Annotated in this window: 18 protein-coding genes; 7 read left to right on the forward strand and 11 right to left on the reverse strand. The window is 66.1% G+C overall.

All coding sequences use genetic code 11. The annotated features are described in order from the left end of the window. Positions 1–97: 97 nt before the first annotated feature. From RI032_RS04860 to RI032_RS04875, 4 genes are all read right to left on the reverse strand, one after another. Positions 98–433, reverse strand: a complete 336-nt coding sequence (locus RI032_RS04860; RefSeq protein ID WP_005412356.1) for a hypothetical protein — start codon at positions 431–433, stop codon at positions 98–100. Between the two features lie 85 nt (positions 434–518). Further along, positions 519–1,328 (reverse strand): pseudouridine synthase, encoded by an 810-nt coding sequence (locus RI032_RS04865; protein WP_425603830.1) that lies wholly within the window; start codon positions 1,326–1,328, stop codon positions 519–521. A gap of 20 nt (positions 1,329–1,348) precedes the next feature. Continuing rightward, the gene (locus RI032_RS04870) at positions 1,349–1,855 is read right to left on the reverse strand and encodes a hypothetical protein (RefSeq protein ID WP_010483956.1); all 507 of its coding nucleotides are present in this window, start codon (positions 1,853–1,855) and stop codon (positions 1,349–1,351) included. Positions 1,856–2,075: 220 nt separating this feature from the next. After that, a complete protein-coding gene (locus RI032_RS04875) occupies positions 2,076–3,167 on the reverse strand; it encodes an OmpA family protein (RefSeq protein WP_010483958.1) in 1,092 nt (363 codons plus the stop codon). Positions 3,168–3,524: 357 nt separating this feature from the next. Between RI032_RS04875 and RI032_RS04880 the strand changes: the two genes are divergently transcribed. From RI032_RS04880 to RI032_RS04900, 5 genes are all read left to right on the forward strand, one after another. Next, complete coding sequence (locus tag RI032_RS04880) at positions 3,525–4,544, forward strand: zinc-binding alcohol dehydrogenase family protein (RefSeq protein WP_043401399.1); 1,020 nt, start codon at positions 3,525–3,527, stop codon at positions 4,542–4,544. Between the two features lie 173 nt (positions 4,545–4,717). Next, positions 4,718–5,350: a membrane protein YczE gene (gene yczE / locus RI032_RS04885; RefSeq protein ID WP_010483962.1), complete on the forward strand. Its 633-nt coding sequence runs from the start codon at positions 4,718–4,720 to the stop codon at positions 5,348–5,350. A gap of 101 nt (positions 5,351–5,451) precedes the next feature. Further along, the gene (locus tag RI032_RS04890) at positions 5,452–7,482 is read left to right on the forward strand and encodes an NADPH-dependent 2,4-dienoyl-CoA reductase (protein ID WP_057502355.1); all 2,031 of its coding nucleotides are present in this window, start codon (positions 5,452–5,454) and stop codon (positions 7,480–7,482) included. Positions 7,483–7,780: 298 nt separating this feature from the next. Next, the gene (locus RI032_RS04895) at positions 7,781–8,239 is read left to right on the forward strand and encodes a cell wall hydrolase (protein WP_004154513.1); all 459 of its coding nucleotides are present in this window, start codon (positions 7,781–7,783) and stop codon (positions 8,237–8,239) included. Between the two features lie 84 nt (positions 8,240–8,323). Next, positions 8,324–8,935, forward strand: a complete 612-nt coding sequence (locus RI032_RS04900; protein ID WP_010483964.1) for a glutathione S-transferase N-terminal domain-containing protein — start codon at positions 8,324–8,326, stop codon at positions 8,933–8,935. 67 nt (positions 8,936–9,002) lie between these two features. Here the strand turns inward: RI032_RS04900 and RI032_RS04905 are convergent, their stop codons facing one another. The 7 genes from RI032_RS04905 to RI032_RS04935 form a co-directional block, all read right to left on the reverse strand. Next, the gene (locus RI032_RS04905; protein ID WP_057502356.1) at positions 9,003–10,058 is read right to left on the reverse strand and encodes a suppressor of fused domain protein; all 1,056 of its coding nucleotides are present in this window, start codon (positions 10,056–10,058) and stop codon (positions 9,003–9,005) included. 48 nt (positions 10,059–10,106) lie between these two features. After that, positions 10,107–10,610 (reverse strand): hypothetical protein, encoded by a 504-nt coding sequence (locus RI032_RS04910; protein WP_010483966.1) that lies wholly within the window; start codon positions 10,608–10,610, stop codon positions 10,107–10,109. Between the two features lie 193 nt (positions 10,611–10,803). Beyond that, on the reverse strand, positions 10,804–12,684 hold the full coding sequence (gene prpE / locus RI032_RS04915; RefSeq protein ID WP_010483967.1) for a propionate--CoA ligase: 1,881 nt from the start codon (positions 12,682–12,684) through the stop codon (positions 10,804–10,806). A 301-nt stretch (positions 12,685–12,985) separates the two neighbouring features. Then, positions 12,986–13,900: an IS110 family RNA-guided transposase gene (locus RI032_RS04920; RefSeq protein WP_322547941.1), complete on the reverse strand. Its 915-nt coding sequence runs from the start codon at positions 13,898–13,900 to the stop codon at positions 12,986–12,988. A gap of 627 nt (positions 13,901–14,527) precedes the next feature. Beyond that, a complete protein-coding gene (locus RI032_RS04925; protein ID WP_322547942.1) occupies positions 14,528–15,142 on the reverse strand; it encodes an RluA family pseudouridine synthase in 615 nt (204 codons plus the stop codon). A gap of 122 nt (positions 15,143–15,264) precedes the next feature. Next, positions 15,265–16,251, reverse strand: a complete 987-nt coding sequence (locus RI032_RS04930) for a malate dehydrogenase (RefSeq protein WP_004153634.1) — start codon at positions 16,249–16,251, stop codon at positions 15,265–15,267. Positions 16,252–16,369: 118 nt separating this feature from the next. Beyond that, positions 16,370–16,861 carry a peptidylprolyl isomerase gene (locus RI032_RS04935; RefSeq protein WP_004153629.1) on the reverse strand — a complete coding sequence of 164 codons (492 nt, stop codon included), beginning with the start codon at positions 16,859–16,861 and terminating at the stop codon, positions 16,370–16,372. 273 nt (positions 16,862–17,134) lie between these two features. Between RI032_RS04935 and typA the strand changes: the two genes are divergently transcribed. Together typA and RI032_RS04945 are read left to right on the forward strand one after the other, a co-directional pair. Continuing rightward, a complete protein-coding gene (gene typA / locus RI032_RS04940) occupies positions 17,135–18,982 on the forward strand; it encodes a translational GTPase TypA (RefSeq protein WP_010483969.1) in 1,848 nt (615 codons plus the stop codon). 11 nt (positions 18,983–18,993) lie between these two features. Next, complete coding sequence (locus tag RI032_RS04945) at positions 18,994–19,461, forward strand: DUF2127 domain-containing protein (RefSeq protein WP_005408223.1); 468 nt, start codon at positions 18,994–18,996, stop codon at positions 19,459–19,461. Positions 19,462–19,492 lie beyond the last annotated feature (31 nt).

Below are 19,492 nucleotides of genomic sequence, written 5' to 3' on the forward strand. Positions count from 1 at the left end.
ACGGGTAGCGCCGGGCCATGCCCGGCGGTTTCCCGATAGCCGCGCTATGCGCTCGCCGGGCACGGCCCGGCGCTACCGAAATGACGCGCGACGCGCGTCATTTCTTTTTCTTCTTGCCCTTCGGCTCGTCCTTGCTGGCCACCACCACCGGCTTGGCGGCAGCATCCTGGCCGTTGCCCTTGGCAACGCGGATGCCGTTGGCCTTCATCCAGGCATCGAACTCATCGGCGGTCATCTTCTTGTCGCCGTTGCTCATCAGGAAGCGGTAGCTGCCGCGGCCATCCAGCTCCGGGGTCTTCACTTCCACCACCGGTGTTTCAGCCGGCGTTTCCGCCTTGGCCACCTTCTTGTGGCCACCACAGGCGGTCAGCAGCACCATCGGCAGCAGCAGGCCTGCGCAGCGCAGGGTTTGGTTGAGGGTCGGGTGGTACATGGGCAGGCTCCGTTCGGGAAATTCAGCAACCAAGCGCCCCCTACGCCTGGAACGGTGGCCGGCAACCGCCGGCCGCGGGCGATGATCAGCCCGGTGCAGCGGCCCCCAGCCGCTGCTGGTCACTGACCTCAAGTAGCCGCCATTGCCCCTTGCCGAGATCGCCGAGCAGCAGCCCGCCGATCGCAACCCGGACCAGGCGCAGTACCTGCAGGTCGAAGGCCGCCAACAGGCGGCGGATGTGGCGGTTGCGGCCCTCGTCGAGGACCACCTCCAGCCACGCGGTCTTGTCGCCGCTGCGCAGCACGCGCACGGCCTGGGCGAGGAGGAACTCGCCTTCGTCCTCGACACCGGCGCGCAGCGCAGCCAGGGTGTCCTCGTCGGGCAGGCGGTCCACCTGCACGTGGTAGGTCTTCTGCGGGCCGGTTTCCGGATCGGTCAGATGCGCGGCCCACTGCGGATCGTTGCTGAACAGCAACAGCCCCTCGCTGGCCTTGTCCAACCGCCCGACCGGTGCGATCCACGGCAGCCCGGCGCCATCGAAACAACGGTAGACGGTGTCGCGGCCACGCTCGTCCTGCGCGGTGGTCACCACCCCGCGCGGCTTGTTGAGCATCAGGTACAGGCGCTGCGGCGCACCCATCGGCTGGCCATCGACCTCGATCGGCGGCGCCGGCTGGCCAATCGGGAACTCGGGATCCCGCACGATGCGGCCGGACACGCGTACGCGGCCCTCGGCGATCCAGCGCGCGGCCTCGCTGCGCGAGCAGACGCCGGCCTTGGACAGCACGCGCGCCAGGCCATGACGGACACCGGCGGCTGTGGCAGCGGGAATCGCACGCCCACGCGGTGCGTGGGAGCGGGCGGCGGGGGCGGCAGGTGGGCGGCGCGTGCGCAAGCCTCTGCTCCCCGCGGCGCTTACTTCTTGTCGACCGGCTTGGTCTCAGCCGGTGCTTCGGCTGGAGCCGGGGTGGCGGCCGGAGCCGGACGTGCCTTGACCACACGCACGCCACGCGCCTTCATCCAGGCATCGAACTCTTCAGCGGTCATGCGCTTGCCGTTCTGGCTCATGTCGAAGCGCCAGGGCGTGTTGTCGAATTCGGTCTGCGGCTTGTAGGCCGCCGGATCGTTCGGCTTCACCGCCGGTGCGCTCGGAATGGCCTTGGCGATGTTCTGGCAGCCGTCGATGCGCAGGCGCTGAAGCACCTGGTCCAGCGACTGCGACGGATCGTAGTTGCTGCTCAGCACACCGGCCGGCATGCCCAGCTGGTTGCCACGGATGTAGAGCTCGTCGGCCACCGGCGCAATGGTCGTGGCCGGCAACGGCAGCGGCGAGGCGCTGGTGTTGACCGAGCAATCGACCGCAGCGTGGGCGGCGGGAACCAGGGCCAGCGCCAGGAAGGCGGCCGATGCAGAGCGCAGCATGAAGGGCATCCAGGAAAGGAAGTGACGCGGCGAGTTTAGCAATGCCGCGACAGCTTTCAAGCGCCACTTTCAATGAATACGGCAACTCATTGGTTTTACGAACAAAAACCCGACGAACGGTTGCCTGCGTAGCAGTAGATACCCGGATTCCGGGCCGCAGAAACAACAAGACCCGGCCGAAGCCGGGTCCTGCTGTGTCCTACAGGCAGAGCGTCAGAACTTAGTTCTGGACGTTCAGCTCGGTACGACGGTTCTTGGCGCGACCTTCCGGGTTGTCCGAACCATCCGGGTTGGTGTTCGGAGCAATCGGACGGCTCTCGCCGTAGCCGATCGGGCCGACCAGGCGACCGGCGTCAACGCCGTTCTTGGTCAGGTAGTTGTACACGGCGGTAGCACGACGCTCCGACAGCTTCTGGTTGTAAGCGTCGGTACCCTTCGAGTCGGTGTGACCGGCAACTTCAACGCGCAGATCCGGGTAACGCTTCAGGATCTCGGTGGCTTCGCTCAGGATCGCCACGGCGTCCGGACGCAGGTTCGACTTGTCGAAGTCGAAGTTGACGCCCTTCAGGTCGATGGAGACCGGCACCGGGCAACCGTCCGGACCGATGGTCTGACCCGGCTGCGAGTTCGGGCACTTGTCGTCGCAGTTGTTGACGCCGTCACCGTCGTCGTCCAGGTCGGCGCAGCTCGGGGCAACCGGAGCCGGAGCCGGAGCAGCCGCGACCGGAGCCGGGCCCAGCGGGATCACGACGCCGACCGAAGCCAGCACGTCGCCGAACCAGTCTTCCTTCGGAGCGGCAACGCTCTGGTCGTCGAAGTCGGCGCGGTAGGCCACTTCGGCGCGGACAGCAACGCGCTTTTCGAAGGTGGTCTGCAGGCCGACGCCCAGCTTGGCGGCAACGTTGCCGTCCTTACGCTGGCGCGGACCATTGGCATTCAGCGCCGGGTACTCTTCTTCCGACTTCTGGTAGCCCAGGCCACCGACGATGTACGGGTTCCAGCCGCGGCCTTCCTTGATGAAGTGGCGACGCAGGTCCAGCGAGACGCCGTACTGCGACCAGTTCAGGTCCTTGTTCGAATCGAAGTTCGGGTTCTGATAGTTCAGCTCACCGTCCAGCGACCAGTTCGGGCTGATGAACTTGCCCAGGCCCAGGGTCACGAACGGAGCGTCATTGGTCAGACGGTCGCTGTCCTGGAAGTTGAAGCCGGCCGAACCGGTCAGGTACCAGCGGTCATCGAACTCCTGCGCCGAAGCTGCCTGGGCAAAAGCCAGGCCGCCCAGCAGCGCGGCAGTAAGGATCTTCTTGTTCATTGAGTACAGCTCCTATTTCGGGGGTATGAAACCGGTAGAGGCATGGGCCAGCACAAGTGCGTCGATGTACGACAGCCGATTCAGCACGCCACCGCCGCGAACATTATGCTCAGGCGGGTGAAGGCCATGTTAACAGTCCCGTAACATGTGAAGTGTTGCGCCCGACCGTCCACCGGTCCGACGTTGAAACCCTATACAGGATGATGAAAATCCGCAAGACTCTCACACTGCAAGGGTTTGACGGGGTTTAGGCGGGGAAAACGACATATTGCGCAACGCACTGCATCACACGGTTCAGCGTGTTTGCGGAAAGGTGAGGAACCTTATGATGGAGCCACGAACCCAGCCGGAGCCGTGATGAAAGCCGTCGCCCTGAGTCGTGAATCCGCCCCTGCCCTGTGCGATATCCACCTGCCCCCGCCGCTGCCTCCCCGGGGGCGTGACCTGCTGGTCCGGGTCGAGGCGGTTTCGGTCAACCCCGTCGATGGCAAGCAGCGTGCCAGCACGGATCCGGCCACGCTCCAGGCGCCCCGCGTGCTGGGTTGGGACGCCGCCGGCGTGGTCGAGGCGATCGGCGACGAGGCCAGCCTGTTCGCCTCTGGTGACGAGGTCTATTACGCCGGTGATGTCACCCGCCCCGGCTGCAATGCGCAGTACCAGTGGGTGGACGAACGCCTGGTCGCGCGCAAACCCACCACGCTGGATTTCGCTGAGGCCGCAGCGCTGCCGCTGACCACGCTCACCGCCTGGGAGCTGCTGTTCGAGCGCATGCCCCTGCGCCTGGACGATCGCCGCCACGCCGGCCAGCATCTGCTGGTGATCGGCGGTGCGGGCGGGGTCGGCTCGATGGCGATCCAGCTGGCCCGCCATGCGGGTTTCGAGGTGATCGCCACGGCGTCGCGCGAGGCCTCGGCCGACTGGTGCCGGCAGATGGGTGCCCGGCACGTGATCGACCACCGGCAACCGCTTCAGGCCCAGCTGCAGGCGCTGGGCATCGACGCGGTGCAGGTCGCACTCAACCTGGCCGACACCGATCACTACTGGGACGAACTGGGCCTGTTGCTGGCGCCGCAGGGACACGTCGGCCTGATCGTCGAGCCACGTGGGCCGCTGCGCATCGGCGATCCCTACAAGGCCAAGTGCATCGGCATCCACTGGGAGTTCATGTTCGCGCGCTCGCGCTTTGCCACTGCCGACTGCATCGAGCAGCACCGCATCCTCAGCCGCACGGCCAGCATGATCGATGCCGGCCAGCTGCGCGGCACCCTCAGCGAGACGCTGGGCCCGATCAATGCGACAAATCTGGACATCGCGCATCAGCGCCTGGCCGGCGGACGCACGGTGGGCAAGCTGGCGCTGGCAGGCTGGGGCGACTGACGCGTCATGTAGCGCCGAGCCCATGCTCGGCTGGTGGTGCCAGGCAAAGCAGCCGGGCATGGGCTCGGCGCTACAGATTCCGCCTGTAGCGGCGGATTGGTCGGTATCTGTATCTATTGAAGTGACTGGATCGGGATTACGGTGGGAACAGATCCCCCTCCCCCGAGACCGCCATGCCCACCGCCCTGCCCCTGCGCATGCTGCAACTGATCACCGGCCTGTTCCTGTACGGCTTCGGCGCATCGCTGATGATCCGTGCCGCCATCGGCGTGGCGCCCTGGGACGTGCTGTCGCAGGGCATCGCCGCGCAGACGCCGCTCTCGTTCGGGCTGGCCACCAATGTGATCGGTGCGCTGGTGCTGCTGCTGTGGTGGCCGCTGCGGCAGAAGCCGGGCGTTGGTACTGTGCTCAACGTGATGCTGATCGGCCCGTCCGCGCAGTTCGGGCTGTGGCTGCTGCCGCCGGCGGTCGGCCTGGGCTGGCAGCTGGCGATGTTCTGCGCCGGCATGCTGCTGGTCGCGCTGGCCACCGGCCTGTACATCGGCGCCAAGCTGGGCCCTGGCCCGCGCGACGGCCTGATGACCGGCCTGCACGCCCGTACCGGCTGGCCGATCTGGAAAGTGCGCAGCCTGATCGAGGGCAGCGTGCTGCTGCTGGGCTGGTGGCTGGGCGGCAATGTCGGCCTCGGCACGCTGGCCTTCGCCCTGCTGATCGGGCCGCTGTGCGGAATGACGCTGGGCTGGTTCGGGATTGGCCGGCCGATGCCCGGACCGCGCCCGGCGAGCGCACAGCGCGGCCACGGGTAGCCGCGTCCCCGGGCATGGCCCGGCGCTACCGATTCGCCAGCCCTTGCTCCGGCCGCCGTTTCGCGGCACGCTTCGCGCTTCCGTACGCAAGCGTATCGACCATGTCGCCAGCCAACGAAAGCGCCTATCCCCACCTGTTCGCCCCGCTGGACCTGGGCTTCACCCAGCTGCGCAACCGCGTATTGATGGGCTCGATGCACACCGGCCTGGAGGATCGCGCCCGCGACTTCCCGCGGCTGGCGGCCTATTTCGCCGAACGCGCCGAGGGCGGCGTCGGCCTGATCGTCACCGGTGGCTTCGCGCCGAATGTAGTGGGCTGGTTGAAGCCGTTCGGCGGCAAGCTGTCCTGGCCGTGGGAAGTACGCCCGCACCGCCAGCTCACCGCCGCCGCGCACCAGCACGGCGCGAAGATCTGCCTGCAGCTGCTGCATGCCGGCCGCTATGCCTACCACCCTTTGTCGGTGGCGCCGTCGAAGCTGAAGGCACCGATCAACCCGTTCACCCCGCGCGCGCTCTCGGCCAGCGGCGTCGAGCGCCATATCGCCGACTACGCACGCAGCGCGAAGCTGGCCCGCGAGGCCGGCTACGACGGCGTGGAAGTGATGGGCTCGGAGGGCTACCTCATCAACGAGTTCATCGCCCCGCGCACCAACAAGCGCACCGATGCCTGGGGTGGCGACGCGCGCCAGCGCATGCGCTTCGCGGTGGAGATCGTGCGCCGTATCCGCGAGGCCTGCGGCCCGGACTTCATCATCATCTACCGCCTGTCGCTGGTGGATCTGGTGGACGACGGCAGCAACTGGGACGAGATCGTGCAGCAGGCGCAGGCCATCGAGGCGGCCGGCGCAACGATCATCAATTCCGGCATCGGCTGGCACGAAGCGCGCATCCCGACCATCGCCACCTCGGTGCCGCGCGCTGCCTTCGCCGGGGTCACCGCCAAGCTCAAGCCACATGTGAAAGTGCCGCTGGTGGCGACCAACCGCATCAACATGCCCGACGTCGCCGAGCGCATCCTCGCCGATGGCGGCGCCGACATGGTGTCGCTGGCGCGGCCGCTGCTGGCCGACCCGCAGTGGCCGAACAAGGCCCGTGCCGGCCGCGCCGAGGCGATCAACACCTGCATCGCCTGCAACCAGGCCTGCCTGGACCACGTGTTCGAGAACAAGCTGGCCAGTTGCCTGGTCAACCCGCGCGCCGCCCACGAGACCGAGCTGGTCTACCGCCCCACCACTACGCCGAAGAAGGTTGCCGTGGTCGGTGCAGGCCCCGCCGGCCTGGCCTGTGCCACCGTCGCTGCCCAGCGCGGCCACCAGGTCACCCTGTTCGATGCCAACGAGGAGATCGGCGGGCAGTTCAACGTGGCCAAGCGCATCCCCGGCAAGGAAGAGTTCTACGAGACCCTGCGCTACTTCCGCCACACGCTGCAGGAGACCGGCGTGCAGCTGCGCCTCGGCACCCGTGCTGATGCCGCCAACCTGGCCGGCTTCGACGAGGTGGTGCTGGCCACCGGCATCACCCCGCGCAAGGTCGATTTCCCCGGCGCCGACCACGCCAAGGTGGTCAGCTATCTGGACGTGCTGCTGGGGCGGGTCGAAGTGGGCGCCAATGCGGCGATCATCGGCGCAGGCGGCATCGGCTTCGATGTCGGCGAATTCCTCAGCCACGCCGGTGAGTCGCCCTCGCTGGACCCGCAGCGCTGGATGGCCGAATGGGGCGTGGACAGCACGTTCGAGGCCCGCGGCTCGCTGGCCAAGCCGCAGGCAGAAGCCTCGCCGCGCCGGCTGTGGCTGCTGCAGCGCAGCCCGGGCAAGCCCGGCGCGCGACTGGGCAAGACCACCGGCTGGATCCATCGCGCCACGCTGAAGGCCAAGGGCGTGCGCATGCTCGGCGGCGTCGAGTACTTGGGCGTGGACGACGAGGGCCTGCGCATCCGCGTGGAAGGCAGCGAACAGCTGCTGCCGGTCGACCATGTGGTGATCTGCGCCGGGCAGGAACCGAACCGCGCATTGCAGGCCGAACTGCAGGCCGCCGGCATCAACGCGCAGCTGATCGGCGGCGCCGATGTGGCCGCCGAACTGGATGCGAAGCGGGCGATCGACCAGGGCAGCCGGGTCGCCGCTGCGCTCTGATGAGGGCCTGAATGGGGGGCGGAATGTGATTTCCGTCACCCCTGCCGAACCTGAATGTCAAGCCGCACGGTTCACGATGCGTTCGGCTATCCCCCCCTACCTTGCGCCATCTTTCCGCTCACCAGCCAGTTTCCGGTGAGCCGGCGCAGCCCCCTCGATCGGTACTGATCGTTTCTTTTGGGGCTGCCCACGGGGCGGCCCCGATGGCCGCCTCCCCATGACGCCAAGTCGTACCCCGCCTCCTGTCGCCCCCGCGGCCGGAACCGGAGGGTGCGGCCCACACGGAGCAAGGAGTTATATGAAACTGGCCTGGATTCTCTGGCTGTCGCAGTTGTTGCCGCAGCCGGCCGCTGATTCATTGTGTTTGAGCACCACCGTTTACCTGGAAGCCCGCGACCAGACCCTGCGGGGCCAGCAGGCCGTCGCCGAGGTCGCCCTGCGCCGTCTCGACAGTGGCCTGTGGGGCGACTCGATGTGCCAGGTGGTCACCGCGCGCAAGCAGTTCGCACCGACCATCGTCTCCCCCGGTACCCAGCTGGGCAACGACGCCGCCTGGAGCGAGGCGATGAACGTGGCCTTCGACGCCGAGCGCAACTGGGCGCTGCCGGCCGGCGAGCGCCGCGAGATCGTGCCCGGTGCCAGCCACTTCGCCGCGCTGTCCATCGCCAGCCCGAACTGGCGCAATGCGTACCAGGTGGCCACCATCGGCGATCACACCTTCTACAAGGTGCAGAACCTCAAGCCGCGGCAGTCGTAACGATCCGTGCTGGCGGCAGCGTTGCCGCCCGCCGGCAGGCTCTGGGATAGTGGGCGTTTCCCGCCCGCATCACCTGGAGTTCCCATGAAGCTGTACAGCAAGCCCGGTGCCTGTTCCACCGCCGACCACATCGCCCTGCAGTGGACCGGCCAGCCGTTCGAGGTTGAACTGCTGAACAAGGACACTCTGAAGGGGCCGGAATTCCTCAAGATCAATCCGGCCGGTGCCGTCCCCGCACTGGTCGACGGCGACTTCGTGCTGCTGCAGAACGCCGCGATCATGGGCTATATCGCCGACACCTACCCGCAGGCCGGCCTCGGCGGCGATGGCAGCCCGCGCCAGCGCGCCGAAGCCACCCGCTGGCTGGCCTTCGTCAATTCCGATGTGCATCCGGCCTTCTCGCCGCTGTTCGCGCCGGGCAAGTTCATCGCCGACGAGAGCCAGTTCGATGCGATCCGCGCCGCCGCGCACAAGCGCCTGCGTGGCCTGTTCGAGACCGCCGACAAGCAGCTGGCCGACAAGCCGTGGCTGGCCGGCTTCCGCAGCTTCGCCGATCCGTACTTCTACATCACCCTGCGCTGGGCCGCCGGCACCAAGGTCGACCTGTCCGGCCTGGACAACCTGGCCGCCTACAAGGCGCGCATGGATGCCGACGCCGGCGTGCAGGCCGCGCTGAAGGCTGAAGGCCTGGCCTGATCTTGACCTGGGGTCGGATCCGTCTGCGCAGCAGGCGGCTCTGACCCCCTCGGTTCCAGCAGCGTGATCAGCCGATCTGGCGGATCACTTCGCCCTTGGCATCGCGCAGGTAGGTCGGCACCACTTCGATGCGCAGCGCCTCCACCACCGGGTAGATACCGCGCTCGGCACGCACGCCCGCCAGAGCCTGCAATCCCGCCTCGTCCAGTGCCCAGCGCGCGTTGTCGGCGGAGACGTCGCCCACTTCACCGCCCCTGGCCGGAACGAACTCCCACTGCCGCTCGCGGCTGACCAGTTCCAGCGATCTGCCGTGGCGCAGGCGCAGCGGCAGCAGCTCGCACACGCTGGCGACCTGGCCGGCCCCCAGCACCAGGGTGGTGACGCCCGCCTCCTGCCGCCAATCCAGTGTCTCGATGAACAACATGCCGGTACTGGAGCCCTCGCGCTCGCTGCCGGCCTGCACCTGTGCGGCCAGCGCCGGTTCCTCCAGCAGGTTGCCGCGATGCAGGTCGCTGATCCACAGCGGCATCGCCGGTTGCAGCGCCTGCAGCACGCCGCGCGTCGACCAGCGCTTGACCGCTTCCATCTCCTCATCGGTCAGCCCGACCAGCTGCAGGAACTGCAGGTGGCCATTGGCGGTGTCGCGTGCGGGCAACTGCGGATCCGCGACGAAGGCCAGATGGCACAAGCGCGTGCCGGTCTCCAGCGCGATCGGGCCGTTGGCATTGAGATGGTGACCGTCCTCGAACACGTTGCCACTGCCGAACACATAGCGCGCCAGGTTCTGCAGCAGGTTCATCGGCCACACCGGCGGGGTGCTGCCGGCGTTCTCACCGGCGTCGGCAGCGAGGCGGAAGGTCAGCTCGAAACCATAGCCGCTGGTGGCGGCATCACTGCTCTCCTTGGCATACAGCTCGGAGAAGCCGTAAGTGATGTAGTGCCAGTGGGGTACAGGCGCATCCGCCCAGTACACGCTGATGCCATCGAGAGGATCCTGGCCACCGAGCGTGTACGGCAGCGCGGTGCCGAAGTGACGCGGCTCCTGCCCGGCATACAGGGGCGCCAGCGCCGCATTGATCGCGTCCCAGCCAGGGGTGTCGGTGTCGTCGTGGTCGTCCTGCACGCGGGACTCCTTGTGGGGGGAAGTGAACCGATCACTTTACGCGGTGGCTCAGGCCTGCACGACCTCGCCACCACCATTGACCACGGCAGCCTGGGTTTCCTGCCACCAGCGCTGCGCCAGCGCCGGACTGCGCGCCTTGCCCACCGCCGCCAGCAGTTCCGGGCACAGGCGTTCCAGCGCCAGCGCATCGGTGCAGCGTTCGATCTTCAACTGCATGAAGTAGCCCTTCAGGCCCAGGTGGCGGCGTACCGCCTCGCTCATCGCGTCGTACAGCTGCTGGTACAGCGCCGGGTCCTGTTCGCGCCCGGTGCTGATGCCGCGCAGCGGTGTCACCTCGGCACTTCCGCCGATCACTTCGATCAGGCCCTGCGCTGACAATTGCTCCAGTGCGTCGGGCGGCGCACGCAGGCCTTCGAACAGGCCGCGCAATTCAGTGTCATCGCGATGGCCGTCGACCATCAGCAGGATCGAACGCAATGCCGCCGGCAGGCGCCGGCCACGGTCTTCGATTTCCTGACGGCCAGCCGCCGTCTTGGCGTGCAGCAATGCCATTGCCTCCCCCTCCCTCGATGCGCAATGCCGGCGCGCCCTGGCGGGCACGCTCCCCTGCAACCGAGCTTAGCGCACCGGTTGCAGGGAGGAAGCTGCGGTGCAGCAACGGCCTCCCCTGTAGAGCCGAGCCCATGCTCGGCTGCTTTGGCAAGGCATGCGGAGCCGAGCATCGGCTCGGCTCTACAGAAGCAGGTCAGCGGCCCAGCGCGCGACGGATTTCCTCCAGCGCGCTGGGATCATCCAGCGTCGACAGGTCACCCGGGTCGCGCTGTTCGGCCAACGCTTGCAACGAGCGCCGCAGCAGCTTGCCCGAACGGGTCTTGGGCAGTGCATTGACCACGTGCACATGCGCTGGGCGCGCTACCGCACCAAGCGAAGTCGTCACCGTCGCCATCATCTCGGCCACCACCGGCGCCGGATCCTCGCCATCAAGCCCCTGCTTGAGGGTGACGAACACCAGCGGCACCTGCCCCTTCAGTTCGTCCTTGACCCCGATCACGGCAGCCTCGGCCACGCGCGGATGGCTGGAAATGGCCTCCTCGATCTCGCGCGTGCCCAGGCGGTGCCCGGCCACGTTGATCACATCGTCGGTGCGGCCGAGGATGAAGGTGTAGCCATCGTCGTCGCGGATCGCCCAGTCCAGCGAGCTGTACAGCAGTTCCTTGAAGTGGCTGAAGTAGCTCTGCAGAAAGCGACTGTCATCATTCCACACCGTGCTCATGCAGCCCGGCGGCAACGGCGGCGACACCACCAGCACGCCTTTCTGCCCCGGTGCGACTTCCTCACCGGTGTTCTCGTCGATCACCTTCATCCGATAGCCGAGATTGGGGAAACCCGGCGAACCGAAGCGCACCGGCTTCATCTCCAGGCCCGGCAGCAGGGTCAGTGCCGGCCAGCCGGTTTCGGTCTGCCAGTAGTTGTCGATGATCGGCTTGCCGAGCGCTTCGCTGATCCAGTGCGCGGTCGGTTCATCCAGCGGCTCACCGGCCAGGAACAGGTACTTCAGCGCGCGCAGGTCGTGGCGATGGATGAAGTCTGCGTCGTGCTTCTTCAGCACGCGGATGGCGGTGGGCGAAGAGAACATCGTTCGCACGTTGTACTGCTCGCACAGTGCCCACCAGATGCCCGGGTCCGGATTGGTCGGCAGCCCTTCGTACAGCAGCGAGGTGCAACCACCGATCAGCGGGCCGTACACATTGTAGGAATGACCGACAGCCCAGCCGACATCAGAGGTGGAAAACATCACCTGGCCAGGCTTGCAGTCGAATACCGTCTCCATCGACTGCGCCATCGCCACGGCATAGCCACCGACATCACGCTGCACGCCCTTCGGCTTGCCGGTGGTGCCGGAGGTGTACAGCAGGTAGCTCGGTTCGCTTGCTTCCAGCCATTGCACCGGCACATCGACTTCCCCGATCTGCGCACGCAGCGTGGCGTACTCCACATCACGGCCCGGCACGCGTGGTTCGGCTGCATCCAGTCCACGCGACACGATCAGCACATGCGGTGGCGGCGAAGCCGCTTCGGCGCAGGCGGCGTCGACCATCGGCTTGTACGGAATCAGCTTGCCACCGCGCATGCCGGCATCGGCGGCGATAAGCAGCCTGGGCTTCGCATCGTCGATGCGCAGCGCCAGGTTGTGCGCGGCGAAGCCACCAAACACCACCGAGTGCACCGCACCGATGCGCGCGCAGGCCAGCATCGCGAACACGGCTTCGGCCATGTTCGGCATGTAGATCACCACGCGGTCACCGTGACCGACGCCGAGGTGCTTGAGCACGGCGGCGAAGTCGTTCACTTCGCGATACAGCTGGCGATAGGTGATCTCACGCGTGCTGTTGGTTTCGGTGGAGATAGCGACCAGCGCGAGCTGGTCGGCGCGCTCGGCCAGGTGGCGATCCACGGCGTTGTAGCAGAGATTGGTTTCACCACCGACGAACCAGCGCCGGAACGGCGGGTTGCTGTAGTCGAGCACCTGCTGCGGCGGTTTGTGCCAATGGATGCGCTTGGCTTCCTCGCCCCAGAAGGCCTCCGGCTCGTCGATCGAGCGACGGTAGGTTTCCTCGTAGTTCATGACGCAGCCCTCCCAGACAAAGTCATGGGTTCGAGGATAGTCCGGCGCTGGCGAGCGGGCCGCCCTACCTTGGTAGGGGGTGGGGTTTGTTCTGCAGGGCTTGCAGCCCTGCACCTGCAGAAGCCGAAGCAACAGCAGAAGCTGGCTTACCGGGGATGGCGGGGCGGGTCCGGTTGCGGGGGACGCCGTGAATCCGTCCATGGAGCAACTGTGTTGATGGAGGAGCTTGGCCCCTCCATGAGACGGGCACGGTAGTGCCGGCCGCTGGCCGGCAGCCTTTGGTCTTGCGCCCTGCCTGGCCTTAGGCTGGGACCAACCCGTTTTCAGCGTCGCGCACCCGGGCGTTGAGGATCACCAGCATCTTCCGCATCACCGCCACGATGGCTACTTTTCCTTCTTTGCCTCGGGCTCGCAGCGACTGGTAGAAATCGCGCAGTTGAGGTTCATGCCGCATGGCCGACATGCTGGCCATGTAGAGCACCTGGCGGATCTCGGCTCTGCCGCCATGGATGCTGCGTTTCCCTCGCATGGTTCCGCTGTCGTGGGACATCGGAGCCACACCGACGAGGCTGGCGATGGCCTTGCCGCTGATCTTTCCCAACTCGGGAAGATGGCTTGCCAATACCGCCTGCAGGCCAGGGCCAACGCCCTTCATCGACTTCAGGACAGCCAGTTGAGGCTGCTGGGTAACCTGCTCGGCAATTTGCTTTCCCAGACGTTCAACCAGCGTCTGCAAGCGGGTGATGTTGGCCTGCAGTAGCCGGCGCAATTCACGATCACCGACCATTTCCAGCTGCTGCCGCGCGATGGTCAGCGCGTGCATCGCCTGTCGACGTGCCCGCACGAATTCCCGCATTTTCTGCTGCCAAGGCTCCAGCGGTTGGTAGGCCGGAAGTTTCACCAAGGCCGCCATCTGCGCCAATGCATAGGCATCCAACCGGTCGGTCTTGGCCATCTGCCCCATCCCCTGAGCCAGCCTGCGGGCCCGCAGGGCATTGGCGCGGACCACCGGATGGCCCACTGCGTGCAGAAAATCCAGCACCGGTCGTTCGTAGCCGCCGGTGGCTTCCAGCACGATCTGGCTGACCGGACGCTTCTTCAGCCAAACATCCAATTCAGAAAAGCCGGAGCGGTTATTGCAGACCTGCAGGGTCTCTCCGTCCGTCGTGCCGACATCCAGTTGGCGCTTGCTGACATCAATCCCGATCCCGTTCATCACCGGACTCCGTATAGTCTGGAAGGGTCGAGAGCTCCCCCGCTTGCCCAGTCTTATCACTGCGAGTGTCAGCTCCAGCAACTGTTCGGGCGGATCAAGGGAGATTCCGGCGTGGGCGCCAAGCTCCAAGGCGATCGTCGAGATCCAGGCTTACACGGCGACCCACGCCGGCTCTCGGCACCTACGCTGCCAGATTTCCATCAGATAAGGCTCGGTCGCCGCATCCATGCGGCTCACGCCCCCGCAACCGGACCCACCCCGCCTTCGACAGTTCCCCGCAATCTTTCGGGCTGGCATTGCCTGCTCTTGGTGGGTGTCGACCTTGGTCGACACGCTCGATCCACGCCATGCGCGGATGAATTCCATTCGATTCGATTTCTGACAGATGTGTCGACCAAGGTCGACACCTACCAACGACCACGGAAATCTGTCGAAGGCGGGGCACTGTGGGTGTGCGGGGTGTGAGCGGCATGGATGCCGCGACCAAGCCCCCATGGATGGGTTCACGGCGTCCCCGCACACCCACAGTGCCCCGCCATCCCGCGGAATGCCGCTTTAGTTTTTGACGTTGCTGTTGCTGTTGCCTGAAAGCTTCGGCAGGTGCAGGGCTGCAAGCCCTGCCGGCCCCTAGAACGGAGCCGCGGACTCGAACGCGAGCGCCTCGCCCGTCAGCGGATGCGTAAACTGCAGGCTGCGCGCATGCAGATGCACGCGTTGCGCCGGTGCCGCGTCATACAGCACATCGCCGAGGATCGGATGGCCAAGGCTGGCCATGTGCAGGCGCAGCTGATGGCTGCGGCCGGTGATCGGTTCCAGTTCCACGCGCGTGCGCTGCGCTTCAACATCACGAGCCAACACGCGCCAACGCGTCAGCGCCGGCTTGCCGCGCTCATGGTCGACCATCTGCTTCGGCCGGTTCGGCCAGTCCACGATCAATGGCAGGTCCACTTCGCCGGCATCACCCTCGAGCAGCCCCTGCACCACCGCTTCATACCGCTTGCCGACCTGGCGCCGCTCGAACTGCATCGACAGCGCCGCCTGCATGTCCTTGCCACGCGCATGCAGCAGCAGCCCGGAGGTCACCTGATCCAAGCGGTGCACGGTCAACGAATCCGGGTACAGCGCCTGCAGGCGCCCGACCACGCAGTCCTGGTTCTCGGCGCTGCGGCCAGGCACGGACAGCAGGCCGGCCGGCTTCTCGGCCACCAACAGCGCGTCATCGATGTAATGCAGGTGGATCATGCGGTTCCAGGAATTCCAAACGAAAACGGGGAAGCCGAAGCCTCCCCGCTTTCTGCGTACCGACCAACGGTCGATACCCGCCTTGATGGAAGAGGTACCGGCCGGAGCCGGTACCGCCTGCATCAACCCAGCAGGTGGGCGACGCCGGCGCGCTCTTCTTCCAGCTCGGCCAGGGTCTTGTCGATGTACTTCTGGCTGAAGTCGTCGATCGGCAGATCCTTGACCAGGGTGTACTTGCCGTTCTCGGTGGTCACTGCGAAGCCGAAGATCACGCCTTCCGGAATGCCGTAGGAACCGTCGGACGGCACGCCCATGGTGACCCACTTGCCGTTGCTGCCCAGCACCCAGTCACGCACATGGTCGATGGCAGCGTTGGCGGCCGAAGCAGCCGAGGACGAGCCACGGGCTTCGATGATCGCCGCGCCGCGCTTGCCCACGGTCGGGATGAAGGTGTTGGCGTTCCACTCCTGGTCGTTGATCGCATCGGCGATCGATGCGCCATCGGCGGTGGCGAAACGGTAATCCGGGTACATGGTCGGGCTGTGGTTGCCCCACACGACCAGCTTCTCCATGCCACCGACCGGCTTGCCCAGCTTGGTCGACAGCTGGCTCAGCGCGCGGTTGTGGTCCAGGCGCAGCATGGCGGTGAAGTTTTCCGGCTTCAGGTCCGGCGCCGACTTCATGGCGATGTAGGCGTTGGTGTTGGCCGGGTTGCCGACCACCAGCACCTTCACGTCACGGCTGGCGACCTTGTTCAGCGCTGCGCCCTGGGCGGTGAAGATCTTGGCGTTTTCCAGCAGCAGGTCCTTGCGCTCCATGCCCGGGCCACGCGGACGTGCGCCGACCAGCAGGGCGATGTCGGCGTCCTTGAACGCGACTTCGGCGTCATCGGTGCCGACCATGCCGGCCAGCAGCGGGAAGGCGCAGTCTTCCAGCTCCATCATCACGCCCTTCAGGGCGGCCTGGGCCTTGTCGACCGGCAGTTCCAGCAGCTGCAGGATGACCGGCTGGTCCTTGCCCAGCATTTCGCCGGAGGCGATGCGGAACAGCAGGGCATAACCGATCTGGCCGGCGGCGCCGGTCACGGCAACACGAACGGGTGCTTTCATGGGGGTTTCCTCTTGCTTGCAAGCGTTTGATGGGACGCCGCGGGCGTGGCCACGCTGGCCTGGCGGGCGGCGGGGAACAGGGAAACGGCCACCCGTGGGTGGCCGTCTCGAAGGGGGGTCAGGCGGCGAGGTGCTTGTTCCACTCCGCGACGCGCTCGGCCTGGGCGGCCAGCACGGCGTCGACGTCGCCTTCCAGGGTGATCGAATGGATCACGTCGCCCTGCTTGACCGAATCGACGATGGCCTGGCCTTCCAGGACCTTGCCGAAGACGGTGTGGCGGCCGTCCAGCCAGTCGGTCTTGATGTGGGTGATGAAGAACTGGCTGCCGTTGGTGTTCGGGCCGGCGTTGGCCATCGACAGCGAGCCGACCTCGTGCTTCACGCCATTCTTCTCGTCTTCGAACTTGTAGCCCGGGCCGCCGGTGCCACGACCCTGCGGGCAGCCGCCCTGGATCATGAAGTCGGCGATCACGCGGTGGAAGATCAGGCCGTCATAGAAACCGTGCTTGACCAGGTTCACGAAGTTGGCCACGGTCAGCGGCGCCTTGTCGGCGAACAGCTCGACCTTGATCGGGCCCTGGGTGGTGTCGAAAGTGGCGATGAGGGACATGAAGATCCTTGATGCAGAGGGGAACGCGTCTAGCCACCTAGTTTACACCTGCCTCGTGGCGGCGGCGGCTTCGACCATGGGCGCAGATCCGGGCTTCAGCCGCCGGCGGGGGAGCGCCACACAACGGTCCTGGCGGCCTCGGCCGCCGCTGCGGACAGCCAGCTGAATGGGCCCCATGACCGGCGTGAAATCCACCTTTTCGCGAATCGTCAAGTTCGACGTATAATGTTGGACTTCTTTTTCCAAATCCGGCGCCGACTGGCCCCCTTTCGTATGTCCATCGAAAATCTTCGCAACATCGCCATCGTCGCCCACGTCGACCATGGCAAGACCACCCTGGTCGACCAGCTGCTGAAGCAGTCCGGCACCCTGTCCGAGCGCACCGTCCTCGCCGAGCGCGTGATGGACAGCAACGACCAGGAAAAGGAACGCGGCATCACCATCCTGGCCAAGAACACCGCCATCACCTGGGAAGACAAGAAGACCGGCATCAAGAACCGGATCAACATCGTCGACACCCCCGGCCACGCCGACTTCGGTGGTGAGGTCGAGCGCGTGCTGTCGATGGTCGACACCGTGCTGATCCTGGTCGATGCGATGGACGGCCCGATGCCGCAGACCCGCTTCGTGACCCAGAAGGCCTTCGCGATGGGCTTCAAGCCGATCGTCGTGGTCAACAAGGTCGACCGTCCGGGCGCCCGTCCGGAATGGGTGATCGACCAGGTCTTCGACCTGTTCGACAAGCTCGGCGCGACCAACGAGCAGCTGGACTTCCCGATCGTCTACGCCTCGGGCCTGAACGGCTACGCCGGCCTGGAAGACACCGTGCGCGACGGCGACATGACCCCGCTGTACGAAGCGATCATGCAGCACGCGCCGCGTCCGGAAGTGGACCCGGAAGGCCCGTTCCAGATGCGCATCAGCCAGCTGGACTACAACAACTTCGTGGGTGTGATCGGCATCGGCCGCATCCAGCGCGGCACCCTGAAGAAGAACATGCAGGTCGCGGTCATCGACCGTGAAGGCAAGAAGCGCAACGGCAAGGTGCTGCAGGTGCTGGGCTTCATGGGCCTGGAGCGCATCGAGCAGGATTCGGCCGAGGCCGGCGACATCGTGGCCATCTCCGGCATCCAGGAGCTGACCATCTCCGACACCATCTGCGCGCCGGACTTCCCGGAAGCCCTGCCGGCGCTGACCGTCGACGAGCCGACTATCTCGATGACCTTCCAGGTCAACAACTCGCCGTTCGCCGGCAACAAGGACCTGTCCGGTGGCAAGTTCCTGACCAGCCGCCAGATCAAGGACCGCCTGGACCGTGAAAAGGTCCACAACGTGGCCCTGAAGGTCGAGCAGCTGGAAGACGCTGACAAGTTCCTGGTCTCCGGCCGTGGCGAACTGCACCTGTCGGTGCTGATCGAGAACATGCGTCGCGAAGGCTACGAGCTGGCCGTGTCGCGCCCGGAAGTGATCATCAAGGAAATCGACGGCCAGATGATGGAGCCGATCGAGCAGCTGGTGGTGGACATCGAAGAAATCCACCAGGGCGGCGTGATGGAAAAGCTGGGCACCCGCAAGGGCCAGCTGAAGAACATGGAATCGGACGGCAAGGGCCGCGTGCGCCTGGAATACTCGATCCCGGCCCGTGGCCTGATCGGCTTCCAGAACGAGTTCAAGACCCTGACCCAGGGTTCGGGCCTGCTGTTCCACGTGTTCGACCACTACGGTCCGAAGGAACAGGGCGCGATTGCCAAGCGCATCAACGGCGTGATGATCGCCAATGCGCCGGGCACCACGCCGGCCTACTCGCTGGGCCCGCTGCAGGAACGCGGCAAGCTGTTCGCAGCTGAAGGCGACAACGTGTATGAAGGTCAGCTGGTCGGCATCCACTCCAAGGACAACGACCTGACCGTCAACGCGATCAAGACCAAGCCGCTGACCAACATGCGCGCTTCGGGCAAGGACGATGCGATCCAGCTGACCCCGGCGATCAAGTACTCGCTGGAACAGGCCCTGGACTTCATCGAAGACGACGAGCTGGTCGAGATCACCCCGAAGGAGATCCGTCTGCGCAAGAAGTTCCTGACCGAAAGCGACCGCAAGAAGGCTTCGCGCGGCGGCTGAGCCAGCACCCCGTGAACCAGAGCGGCTACAACCCGGATCCACACCGGCATCCGGGTCTCCATGTCATCGCCCTGCTCGAAGCGAGCAAGGCGATGCTGGCGCTGTTGGCCGCCACCGGGCTGGAAGTGCTCGGACCGCAGCCGCTACGGCACGGCATCATGGCCCTGATCCGGCGTTTCAGCCTGGATCCGGACCATGGCACCCTGCCCTCGCTGCTGCACATGATCAGCCCCGACGCGGTCCACCTGGCCGCGGCGGGGATGATCGGCTACGGCCTGCTGCACCTGGTCGAGGCCTGGGGCCTGTGGCGGGCCAAGGCCTGGGCTTCCTGGCTGGGCTGCCTGACCGCCGCCCTGTACCTGCCGTTCGACATCTTCGCGATCATCCGCCATCCCGGCTGGCCGTCGTGGACGATCCTGGCGATCAACCTGATCGTGGTCTACGTCCTCGCCCGCGACCTGCGCAAGCGTCACCGCTGAGCACCCGCTACACTGGGGATTGGAGCCGACC

The organism is Stenotrophomonas geniculata (genome assembly GCF_034508895.1).
Lineage (GTDB): Bacteria > Pseudomonadota > Gammaproteobacteria > Xanthomonadales > Xanthomonadaceae > Stenotrophomonas > Stenotrophomonas geniculata.

Coding starts and splice junctions, on each gene's coding strand:
- RI032_RS04860 (WP_005412356.1), bottom strand. CDS start 433: ATGTACCACCCGACCCTCAACCAAACCCTGCGCTGCGCAGGCCTGCTG.
- RI032_RS04870 (WP_010483956.1), bottom strand. CDS start 1,855: ATGCTGCGCTCTGCATCGGCCGCCTTCCTGGCGCTGGCCCTGGTTCCC.
- RI032_RS04875 (WP_010483958.1), bottom strand. CDS start 3,167: ATGAACAAGAAGATCCTTACTGCCGCGCTGCTGGGCGGCCTGGCTTTT.
- RI032_RS04880 (WP_043401399.1), top strand. CDS start 3,525: ATGAAAGCCGTCGCCCTGAGTCGTGAATCCGCCCCTGCCCTGTGCGAT.
- yczE (WP_010483962.1), top strand. CDS start 4,718: ATGCCCACCGCCCTGCCCCTGCGCATGCTGCAACTGATCACCGGCCTG.
- RI032_RS04890 (WP_057502355.1), top strand. CDS start 5,452: ATGTCGCCAGCCAACGAAAGCGCCTATCCCCACCTGTTCGCCCCGCTG.
- RI032_RS04895 (WP_004154513.1), top strand. CDS start 7,781: ATGAAACTGGCCTGGATTCTCTGGCTGTCGCAGTTGTTGCCGCAGCCG.
- RI032_RS04900 (WP_010483964.1), top strand. CDS start 8,324: ATGAAGCTGTACAGCAAGCCCGGTGCCTGTTCCACCGCCGACCACATC.
- RI032_RS04910 (WP_010483966.1), bottom strand. CDS start 10,610: ATGGCATTGCTGCACGCCAAGACGGCGGCTGGCCGTCAGGAAATCGAA.
- prpE (WP_010483967.1), bottom strand. CDS start 12,684: ATGAACTACGAGGAAACCTACCGTCGCTCGATCGACGAGCCGGAGGCC.
- RI032_RS04920 (WP_322547941.1), bottom strand. CDS start 13,900: ATGAACGGGATCGGGATTGATGTCAGCAAGCGCCAACTGGATGTCGGC.
- RI032_RS04925 (WP_322547942.1), bottom strand. CDS start 15,142: ATGATCCACCTGCATTACATCGATGACGCGCTGTTGGTGGCCGAGAAG.
- RI032_RS04930 (WP_004153634.1), bottom strand. CDS start 16,251: ATGAAAGCACCCGTTCGTGTTGCCGTGACCGGCGCCGCCGGCCAGATC.
- RI032_RS04935 (WP_004153629.1), bottom strand. CDS start 16,861: ATGTCCCTCATCGCCACTTTCGACACCACCCAGGGCCCGATCAAGGTC.
- typA (WP_010483969.1), top strand. CDS start 17,135: ATGTCCATCGAAAATCTTCGCAACATCGCCATCGTCGCCCACGTCGAC.